This is a genomic window from Aeromonas molluscorum 848 (assembly GCF_000388115.1).
Lineage (GTDB): Bacteria > Pseudomonadota > Gammaproteobacteria > Enterobacterales > Aeromonadaceae > Aeromonas > Aeromonas molluscorum.
The window spans coordinates 1-9,845 of record NZ_AQGQ01000153.1; the positions used below are offsets into that span (position 1 = coordinate 1).

Sequence of the window (9,845 nt, forward strand, 5' to 3'; positions counted from 1 at the left end):
AGGTCTCCATCAGGCCCACGTAACTCCACCCGATCATCGCAATAGTGGTACACCATGATCTCTCGACCGATCAGCCGGCGCTGCGCGGGGGTATCGAGCAACAGGTATTGCACCTTGTCATACTGGGTCGTGAGCCGCTTTGATACCTGTCTTGGCTCCTTCCAGATCAGGGTGTGCTCTAGATCGTCATGAGGGCCCAACGCTCGATGTACGTCCAGCTCGTGCCGAGGCGCTTTACCAAATCGCTTGTTGTAATCCGCAATAAAGACAGGCAACCACGCATTGGCATCGTCAATAGAGCTGATCCCCGCTAACCTCAGCTCTTTCACCAATCTGTCTTGTAACGTCAGGTGTGCTCGCTCTACACGGCCCTTGGCTGCACTGCTATGGGCACAAAACCCCTCGATGTTGAGTTCGTCCAAAGCGCGGGCAAACTGCGTCTGGCCCTCGCCACGGGAGGACTTGTGATTGACCCTGAACACACTGGCCTTGTCGCTGTAAAGCGCCAGCGGCTTGCCGTGGGCAACGAGGTGATCGCGTAGGGTGCCGAAGTAGGAAAAGGTCGATTCGGAATGCACAAAGCGCAGGGCGGTGATCTGGCTGGTCGCATCGTCTACGAACACGATTGCTGTGCACGCTGACGCTCGTTCCTCAAACCAGCGGTGGTCGCAGCCGTCTATCTGGATCAGCTCACCAAAGCAGGCGCGACGATAACGCGGCTGCTGGATCCTCGGTGGCCGTTGCCGCCGTGGCACCCATAGCGCCATGTTGATCATCAGCTGGCGCACCGTAGACACGGCAAGCTGGATATCATGCAACTCGGCCAGCTTCTCGGCAGCCAAGGTTGGCCCGAAATCAGGGTAGTGCTGTAAGATAAGCTGCCCAGCCAGCTCTTTTACACCAACCGGCAACTGGTGGTTACTGGGCTTGCCAACTCGTTGAGATCGCAATCCTAGCGGCCCCTCTGCTCGGTAGCGGGCCAGCAGGTTATAAACCTGCCTGGGGCTCATACCGAGGCGCTGTGCTGCAATACTCGCCGTCAATCGACCTTCTGCAAGGGCTTCAATGGTCTTTAACCGATCCACTTCCTTCATGGTGAATACTCTCTCACGATGGGGCACAGGCAGTCTCCTTGGTGATGGTGGGCGTCCTCCCATCAGACCGATTGTGCAATTTCAAATCAACCCAATCGTGAAATTACAACTCAACACTTACATGCCATACTGCGTCAGGGCTTTTGTTATGTTAAATATGCTGTAGCTGCAAGCGACTGGAGTCTAAGTCTGGCAGGGAGCTCCAAGCCACATCTCTCATTTCCCCAACATACTTTTTTCTGATGCCTATAGCCGTTACTATTTAAACCCCATGCAGAGACATGAATGATCCCCCGTTGACTACACCTCATCAGCTGGCGCCAGTTCAAGACGATGACTGGTACTAGTCAAACAGTGAGAGATAACATTTCTTTTTTTGGAGTTTCAACCTACCGATGACCACACCGATGAATCGCCAGGAGCAGCATGTAGCGCCCTTGGATAATGCCCAGCGTCAGCGCCAACATGTGAAACGAAAGCAAGAGACTCATAGCCGGTTGCAATGCTGGATCAGTCAGCGTCATGCTCATCGCTTGGCCGAACTCGGTGTACTGCTCGAAGACAACCAAGCCTCACTGATAGAGCAGGCGATCGATCTGCTCTATCAGCATGAGTCCGCCCCAAAGTCGGTTGGGATGATAGCTCTCCCTCTGATCGAAAGTGAAACCGAATCAGCGTGAAGAGAGCTTGGGGAAAATACGGGGAGCAGAATAAAAAGAGCCAGGTACGAATTCCTTGTACCTGGCATAGGGGAATTGGCTCTTTGCAGAGCCGTGCGCTAACTGGTCACAGATAAAATAAAGCGTAGCCAAGGGCGATGGCTTTGCAAGATCTGGAAAAATTTTCAACCAGTGTGTGGGTTTTTAAGACTCAAACAGGTTAGCATCACGAACCAAGTCCCGGGGCAGGGCATTTTTGATACGGCTACCGACCCACTTGCCCAAACCGAGGGCATAGCCCTGATACCTCAGGATCACCTCACCCTGGCCACTCTCGCCTTGTGGATGCAGGTCCCGGCCCATCATAAACTCCCGCGCCTGTTCACTGTCGAGTTCGACCCAGCCCTTGCTGGCCAGATGCCCCTGGGCCAGGGCCCATTCGTGAGTCAGCCTGTATCCCTTCTTATGAGTCTGTGCCAGCTTGAGACCAATGCGATCCAGTCTGATCTTGTTCATCAGCCGGGGGGCGAAGGGCAGGGGGAACAGCCATATCTCGTCATCGCGAACGAACAGACTCCCTTGCGGGACAAGACCATAATCGCGGTCCAGTTCGGCGATCAATGCCTCCGCATCCCGACTGTCCATGGGTGTGAACGGGAACTTGCCCAGGCGGCCCGGCTTGAACATGGGATTGGCAACCGAGTGATGCTTGCGTAATCTTGCAACGAAAAAGCCTTCGCTATCATATATTTGTGGCCAGACATGTAGATATCCCTCGGCAGTGGTGGCTTGCTCTGCGCCAGGAAAAAGATCCGCCAGTGATTCAAAACTCAGGGCATTGCCAAAGCGCTCACTCATGAACCGACAGATATTCTGGTTCTCTTCATGGCTAAGGGTGCAGGTGGAGTAGACGATGACACCACCTGGTTTGAGGGCATGGAAGGCGCTCTCGAGCAGAGTCCGCTGTACCTCGGCTATCTCGTTGAGGCTGGCCAGACTCCAGTTGCGAAATGCATGCTCATCCTTGCGCACAGTACCTTCACCCGAGCAGGGAGCATCGAGCAAGATGGCATCGAAGGTTTCCGGCAACCATTGACCGAATACCTTGGCATCGAAGTGACTGAGCCCTATGTTGCTCACCCCGCAGCGTTGAACATTGGCGGCCAGCACCTTGACCCGGCTGCTGGAAAACTCATTGGCCACCAACATGCCCCGATTTTCCATCAGCGCCGATATCTGGGTGCTCTTGGAACCAGGCGCCGCCGCCGCATCGAGCAACAATTCAGCCTCATGCACGCCAGCGGCCGCAAAGAGTGCGGTCACCGGCAACATGGAGCTCGCTTCCTGAATGTAGAAGAGTCCGAGCAAGTGTTCGGCCGTGTTGCCCAGGGGTACCTGGTCTTCATCGGGGCGAGTCAGCCAGAAACCTGTCTCACACCAGGGCACGGGATCCAGCTGCCAACCACGGCCTTGCATGCGGGTAAGGAAGGCTTCGACCGTGATCTTGAGGGTATTGACCCGAATGCTGCGCCGCAGTGGCCGGCGGCAGCTCGCCACGAACTCATCCATGGAGAGATGTTCGGGCATGATGGCGGCAATATGAGTCAAAAACGCGTCAGGAAGTAGGATATTGTCGTGCACTTGGCATCTCGCTGGCCCAAAACAGGGGCGACATCTTAGCACAAGTTGTTGATGCAACCGAATGACGCAGCCATCGCGGTGATACCTTCCAGTAGAGATTCTCTTCAGGCCACAACCATGCAATAAAAAGCCCGGCACGGGGCCGGGCTTGAAGCTTGATACCAGATCAGGGTACGAGGCGAGGACTCCAACCGAGCCACTCTTCATCGGCCTTTTCATAGAGAGGGAAGCTCTGGCCGCTACGCACGCGAGCCCCCACGTTCTGTTCGGGGGTCGTGAAGGCAATACCGCCCGCCACCAGGCTCTGCAGGGTCTCGACCTGTATGGTGCCACCGGTCAGCCCTATGTCTGCCTTGACCCCGGACACATTCCAGAAACGGCTGTTCTCCCGCACCAGATAGGCATACTCCTGTTCGACCTGCACCTTGACCCTGACCTCGCCGCCATCGGGAGCCAAGGCGACTTGGCTTACGCTGCCGACCACCATCTTGCGAAATAGCAGCGGGCTGCCGACAGCCAAGCCATTGAGGGCGGGGCTCTTGAGGGTCAGCATCAGACCGGATTGCTGTGACTCGCTCAAGGGGAAGCTATGCTTGCTCGCCCCCTGGCCCGGCGCCGCCTCGATAAAGGATCCCTTCACCAGGGTATCGAGATTGGCCACGCCACCAAAGCCCAACTTGGCCTGCACCAGGGTAAAGCTGGCCCCGGATTGCAGGAAACGCTCGGCATATTGCGCCTCGAGCTGAGCCTGGAAGATCACCTTGCCCAGGGCTGGGTCCAGTTTGACCGAGGCAATCTTGCCAATGTTGACCCCGCGATAACGGATAACGGAGCCAGCCCCGAGCCCGGGATTGCGATCTGCGATAAGGGCAAGGGGACGCACCAGCGCCTGGGCCTGCTCCCTGTCTTCAAACAGTTTGCCATTGCCATGACTGGTGGGGGAGTTGGCAAACTCGATGCCGCCACGCAGCAGGGTAGCCAAATTGCCCGCCTTGATGCGCACCCCGTCCAGACCGATATGAGTATCGATGGCCGCCTTCTTCCAGAACTGGGTCTGATTGCCGATGAGGGGGGCATAGATGGCATCTATCTCAAGGCCGATCCGCACCTCGCCCTGACCTACCCTGAGCTGGCTCACCTTGCCCGCTTGCAGCCCGAGATAGAGCACTGGTGTGCCAAGCGAGATGCCGTCGGCCTGGCTTGCCGTCAGCCACCAGGTCTTGGGCTTGGCCTTGGGCGAGCCAAGCAGTGCCAGTTGTTCATCGGGATAGAGCAGGTCGATACGCGGCCCCTGACGGGCCTGTACCAGCTTGATACCGCCCGCGAGCCAGCTGGCGGCCGGGCTGGTTTCCACCTTGATGCCACTGAGATCGGCCTGGATCTGCAAAGGGGCGGCGCGATAGAAACGGGCACGATTGAGCAGCCCCTTGTATTGATCTTCAATGGTCAGCTTGATCTGGGCATTACCGCTGGCATCCAGGGAAAGGGTGCGAATGCTGCCCACCGTCAACCCCTTGTACCAGACGGGAGCCCCTTCGCTCAAACCGGACAGATCCTCGGTGTTGAGCGTCAGTGCCTGGCCGGTTGCTGCCTTTTCGGCGCTCAATAGCAAGGTTTTGGCTCTGACGCCAGGCACATAATCGAGACGGATGGCCGGGCCGGCCAGCAGGCGATCGCCATGTTCAAGCCCGGTCAGCGACAAGTTGACACTCTCCCATATCAGCCGGCTTGGCTGAGTGATGCGAAACGCCTGCTCTGGGCTTATCAGGGCGCTGACCTCCCGCCCATGGTCGGTCAGGCGAATGGGATCGACTCGGCCTATTTCAATGCCTTCATAGAGGATGGGCATCCCCTCTTTGACCGGCAGATCGCCCACCTTCAAACTGATGCGCTCGCCCCGGGCCGCCTCGGCCAATCCCTTGTAGAGACTGAATGTCTGACCGCGCTCGGCCTGGGGGGAGTCCGGGGGAGAGTCGAAGGCGATGCCACCACTCAGGATGGAGGAGAGACTGCCCGTCTCGACACTGACGCCAGCCAGGCTGAAATTGCCCTTGATGCCGCTGATGTTCCAGAAGCGGGTGTCGGCCTTGATCAGGTGCTCGAAGCGCTGCTCTATGACCACATCCAGGACAACCTGCTTGTCTCCCTCATCGAGGCGGGTATTGATGACGCTGCCCACTTCCAGACCGCGGAAATAGAGTTTAGCCCCAATACCGACCGATCCGAGCGAGTCGGCGCTCAGATGCAGGGTCCGCCCCTGAGCCTGATAGCCCGGGGGAGGGCCGTCGAGGGCATCGAACTCGTCATCGGGAGGATTGCTCTCCTTGCCCGGCATGACATTGATGTAGTTGCCCGATACCAGAGTATCGAGTCCCGAGATCTCGGTCAGCGACGCCTTGGGGCTCACCAGCCAGAAGCCGGTGCCTTTGCGCATCAGTTCCCGTGCCCGGCTGTCGATTTTGGCAAGTACCGTTATCTTGCGGCCATCCTCGGCCAGGGCCAGCTCTTGCACCACGCCGATGGCCACCCCTTGGTAACGCAGCTGAGTCTTGCCCGGCAAGATACCGTTGCCCTGCTCAAAGTTGATGCGAACCAGCTGGCCGGTGCTCTGATACTGCTGATAGAGAAACCCCACCGCCAGCAAGAGCGCGATGCAGGGCAGCAACCAGACCGGCGATAGCCAGCGATGTTTCTTGATGACGGGTTCAGCCCCGATCATACCGACTCCTTATGGGCCGCGCGGGCGACCAGACAACGAAAAAGTGACCCATTTAGCGTGCCGCCTTGTCCCACAACAACCGGGTATCCAGCATGCGGGCCGACAACATGGTGAGCAAGACGACACAGGCAAAGGCACTAGCCCCCGGGCCTGCACGCACATTGAGCAGCACGCCGCGGTCAACCAGGGCAACCATGAGCGAGATGACAAACAGGTCCAACATGGACCAGCGACCAATGAAATCTATGATGCGATACATCACCAACTGACGACGGCGGCGCACCGGCTTCTTGCGTTGCAGTTGCCAGCAGATCCAGCCTAATCCCAGGATCTTCATGATGGGCACGACGATACTGGCGGTCAGCACTATGGTGGCAATGCCTGACATCTTACTGCGATAGAGGGCCATGATACCGCTAAAAATGGTATCCGATTGCAACAACCCTTTGTTGTAGAAGTGGGTAATGGGCAGGAGGTTGGCCGGCAACAGCATGAAGGTCGCCAGCGCCAGTAACCCCCATGACCAGAGCAGGGAATTCGGGGTGCGTACATGCAAGGTACTGTGACAGCGGGGGCAGATATGGCCCGCCTCGAAACGCACCAAGAGCCCACAGTGGTGGCAGCGGCACATGCCAAGTTCACGGGCGCTGGTCATCTCGCCTCCTTTGGCAGCGCAGTGCTTGGCATCAGTTTGCGCCCGGGTTCAAGGCTGCGCGTCATGCTTGACCTCAGTGCGGGGCTGATCCAGTGCCACTTTTTCCCAATAAGGGGCGGGATTGAACAAGATCAGCAGTGTCATGTTAAGCAGCATCAGAATAAACAGGCTCAGCAGGCCCCCGCCCAACCGGATATCCGCGATGTCGATAAGCTTGAACAGCGCAACCAGCAGGCTGACCAGATAGACCTCCAACATCGCCCAGTGGCGAAACACCTCCACCGCCTTGAGGATGGGGGAGATGAGGCCAAGCCGGGTCGCCAGGCCAGAGGCGAGGGCAAAGATGCCAACCAGCAGCCCCGTCGGCGCCAAGACTGCACACCAGAATACCAGGAGTGCGACCAGGTATTCATTGGCTTGCCAGAGCATGTGGATACCGCGCAACAGGGTCGCCTGTGAGCTTTCACCAGCCAGTCGCAAGTAGAGCAGGGGTTCGAAAAATGCCGAGGGCAGCAGCAGCAAGCCGGTGATGGTGAGCGCCATCAACTGGGAAGGACGGAACGCATAGCGGCCATATAGATGCTGATGACAACGGGGACAGTGGGCGTGACGGCGCAGAGGCAATAACTTACGTTCGATCAGCAAGTCACAGGCCGGACAGACGATCAGGTTATTGGGATCCGACATACGTTTTAACCTGTTGAAGGAGTTGGTGAAATTTACCCTAAAACCGAGGTGCTGTCTTGCCTGTCACAACAGTGCCACGAAAGTATAATTGACGTTAACGTAAAGGTAATGATTAGATAGTCTGACCCGACAAATGAAAGGAGTCATGATGTCCAGCCCCATCCCTTCGGCCGGTCGCCGCTTTCGCGACGCCCTCATTCAGGAAGCCCCCCTGCAGATAGTGGGGACCATCAATGCCTATATGGCGCTCATGGCAGAACGCAGTGGTTTTCGTGCCATCTACCTGTCAGGCGCCGGGGTGGCCAATGCCTCCTACGGCCTGCCGGATCTTGGCATGACCTCGATGAATGATGTGTTGATCGATGCCGAGCGCATCACGGCTGCCACGCAAGTACCGCTGCTGGTAGACATAGATACTGGCTGGGGCGGTGCGTTCAACATAGCCCGCACCGTGCGCGCCTTCGAGCGAGCCGGGGTCGCGGCCGTCCACATGGAGGATCAGGTTGCCCAAAAACGCTGTGGCCACCGACCCAACAAGGCGGTGGTGAGCCAGAGTGAGATGGTGGACAGGATCAAGGCTGCCGTTGATGCAAGACAGGATGATGACTTCGTCATCATGGCCCGTACCGATGCCCTGGCCGTCGAGGGAATAGGACAAGCCCTGGAGCGGGTGGCGGCCTATGTGGCTGCTGGCGCCGACATGATCTTCGCCGAAGCGGTCACGGACTTGGGCCAATACGACCTGTTCGCCAAGGCGGCAGGCGTTCCCATTCTCGCCAACATGACCGAGTTTGGTAAAACCGAACTGTTTGACAAGCAGGCGCTGGCTGACCATGGGGTCGCCATGGTGCTCTATCCGCTTAGCGCCAGTCGCGCGGCCAATCAGGCGGCGCTCAATGTTTATCAGCAGCTGCGCACGGACGGTCACCAGCGCGCCGTCATTGACACAATGCAGACGAGGGAGGCGCTCTATGACTTCCTCGGTTACCACCATTACGAGCAGACCCTGGATCGTCTGTTCACATCCAAGGATTAGGAGGCCTGTCATGGGACAAGTAGCAAAAGATCACGGGGAGAACAAACCCCTGGGCGGCGCTGGCCTGCGGGGTCAGAGCGCGGGGGAAACCAGCATCTGCACCGTCGGCAAGAGTGGCACCGGGCTCACCTACCGCGGTTATGACATTCAGGCGCTGGCCCGGGGGGCCGAGTTCGAGGAGGTGGCCCATCTGCTGCTCAAAGGCTCACTGCCCAATAGCGCCGAACTCGAGGCCTACAAGGCACAGCTGCGCGCCATGCGCACCTTGCCGCACGCCCTGCTTGAGGTGCTGGAGCTGATACCCGCCGATGCTCACCCCATGGATGTGTTGCGCACCGGCTGCTCCATGCTAGGCGATCTCGAGCCAGAAGATGGCTTCGAGCACGAGCACCACGTTGCCGATCGGCTGCTGGCCGCCTTTCCGGGAATATTGCTCTATTGGTACAAGTTCAGCCACGAGGGGCTGCGCATCGACACAGAGACCAAAGAGGCTTGCCTGGGCGGGCATTTCCTCGCCCTGTTGCATCAAGAGACGCCAAGCGAGCTGGCACGCCGGGTCATGCATGTCTCCCTCATTCTCTACGCCGAGCATGAGTTCAATGCCTCGACTTTCGCCGCCAGGGTCTGTGCCTCGACCCTGTCTGACATGTTCTCCTGTGTCACCGCCGCCATCGGCACCTTGCGCGGTCCGCTGCACGGGGGCGCCAACGAGGCCGCCATGGCCATGATTGACCCCTGGCAAGACGAGGCGCAGGCCCGTCAAGCGCTGCTGGCCAAACTGGCCGCCAAGGAGAAGATCATGGGCTTTGGCCACGCCGTCTATCGCACCTCGGATCCTCGCAACGTCATCATCAAGGAGTGGGCGGCCAAGCTGGCCGAGGAGGCGGGGGACGACCGGCTCTATCGCGTCTCCTGTGAAGTGGAGCGGATCATGTGGGATGAGAAGGCACTCTTTGCCAACGCCGATTTCTTCCACGCCAGCGCCTATCACGACCTGGGGATCCCGACCAAGCTGTTCACTCCCATCTTCGTCTGCTCCCGGGTCAGCGGTTGGTGTGCCCACATCATGGAGCAGCGTGAGCACAATCGCATCATACGCCCGAGTGCCGACTACATTGGTCCGGCCCCTCGGCACTTTGTCTCAATCCAGCAGCGATAAGCGCGCTGCGGCTGCCAACATAGACCACGGAGGCACCGCTATTCAGCCGCCCTCTGCTTTGCGCCATGTTGCCGGCTCGTTCACCGTCACCTCGTCTCGTTCACAACAACGATAAGGAAATCAAGATGTCTGCCAACGTCGACCTCAACCACAGACCCGAACCGGATCCCATCCTGGTCGAGATTGCCGATTACG

8 protein-coding genes are annotated in these 9,845 nt (G+C 58.3%); 3 read left to right on the top strand and 5 right to left on the bottom strand.

Going from position 1 to position 9,845, the window contains the following annotated elements:
* Positions 1-1,094 (bottom strand): ISNCY family transposase (locus tag G113_RS16405; RefSeq protein WP_040319328.1); only part of this gene is annotated, 1,094 nt, incomplete at its 3' end.
* Between the two features lie 407 nt (positions 1,095-1,501).
* Between G113_RS16405 and G113_RS16410 the strand changes: the two genes are divergently transcribed.
* Complete coding sequence (locus G113_RS16410) at positions 1,502-1,774, top strand: RepB family protein (protein ID WP_005907327.1); 273 nt, start codon at positions 1,502-1,504, stop codon at positions 1,772-1,774.
* A gap of 183 nt (positions 1,775-1,957) precedes the next feature.
* Here G113_RS16410 and rsmF read toward each other — a convergent pair whose 3' ends face one another.
* From rsmF to G113_RS16430, 4 genes are all read right to left on the bottom strand, one after another.
* On the bottom strand, positions 1,958-3,394 hold the full coding sequence (gene rsmF / locus G113_RS16415; RefSeq protein WP_005907328.1) for a 16S rRNA (cytosine(1407)-C(5))-methyltransferase RsmF: 1,437 nt from the start codon (positions 3,392-3,394) through the stop codon (positions 1,958-1,960).
* Between the two features lie 166 nt (positions 3,395-3,560).
* Entirely contained in the window at positions 3,561-6,113 is a 2,553-nt protein-coding gene (locus tag G113_RS16420; protein WP_005907329.1) for an MlaD family protein, read from the bottom strand.
* A gap of 52 nt (positions 6,114-6,165) precedes the next feature.
* Complete coding sequence (locus tag G113_RS16425) at positions 6,166-6,768, bottom strand: paraquat-inducible protein A (RefSeq protein WP_005907331.1); 603 nt, start codon at positions 6,766-6,768, stop codon at positions 6,166-6,168.
* A gap of 48 nt (positions 6,769-6,816) precedes the next feature.
* Positions 6,817-7,455 (bottom strand): paraquat-inducible protein A, encoded by a 639-nt coding sequence (locus tag G113_RS16430; protein ID WP_005907333.1) that lies wholly within the window; start codon positions 7,453-7,455, stop codon positions 6,817-6,819.
* Positions 7,456-7,603: 148 nt separating this feature from the next.
* On the opposite strand from G113_RS16430, the gene prpB reads away from it, so the two are divergent.
* Both prpB and prpC read left to right on the top strand, forming a co-directional pair.
* Entirely contained in the window at positions 7,604-8,491 is an 888-nt protein-coding gene (prpB, locus tag G113_RS16435; RefSeq protein WP_005907335.1) for a methylisocitrate lyase, read from the top strand.
* Between the two features lie 10 nt (positions 8,492-8,501).
* Complete coding sequence (gene prpC / locus G113_RS16440) at positions 8,502-9,650, top strand: bifunctional 2-methylcitrate synthase/citrate synthase (protein ID WP_005907337.1); 1,149 nt, start codon at positions 8,502-8,504, stop codon at positions 9,648-9,650.
* Positions 9,651-9,845: the final 195 nt, after the last annotated feature.

What these genes read in the sequence shown, in the direction of transcription:
- G113_RS16420 (WP_005907329.1), bottom strand. Translation starts at nt 6,113, where the DNA reads ATGATCGGGGCTGAACCCGTCATCAAGAAACATCGCTGGCTATCGCCG.
- G113_RS16410 (WP_005907327.1), top strand. Translation starts at nt 1,502, where the DNA reads ATGAATCGCCAGGAGCAGCATGTAGCGCCCTTGGATAATGCCCAGCGT.
- prpC (WP_005907337.1), top strand. Translation starts at nt 8,502, where the DNA reads ATGGGACAAGTAGCAAAAGATCACGGGGAGAACAAACCCCTGGGCGGC.
- G113_RS16425 (WP_005907331.1), bottom strand. Translation starts at nt 6,768, where the DNA reads ATGACCAGCGCCCGTGAACTTGGCATGTGCCGCTGCCACCACTGTGGG.
- prpB (WP_005907335.1), top strand. Translation starts at nt 7,604, where the DNA reads ATGTCCAGCCCCATCCCTTCGGCCGGTCGCCGCTTTCGCGACGCCCTC.
- G113_RS16430 (WP_005907333.1), bottom strand. Translation starts at nt 7,455, where the DNA reads ATGTCGGATCCCAATAACCTGATCGTCTGTCCGGCCTGTGACTTGCTG.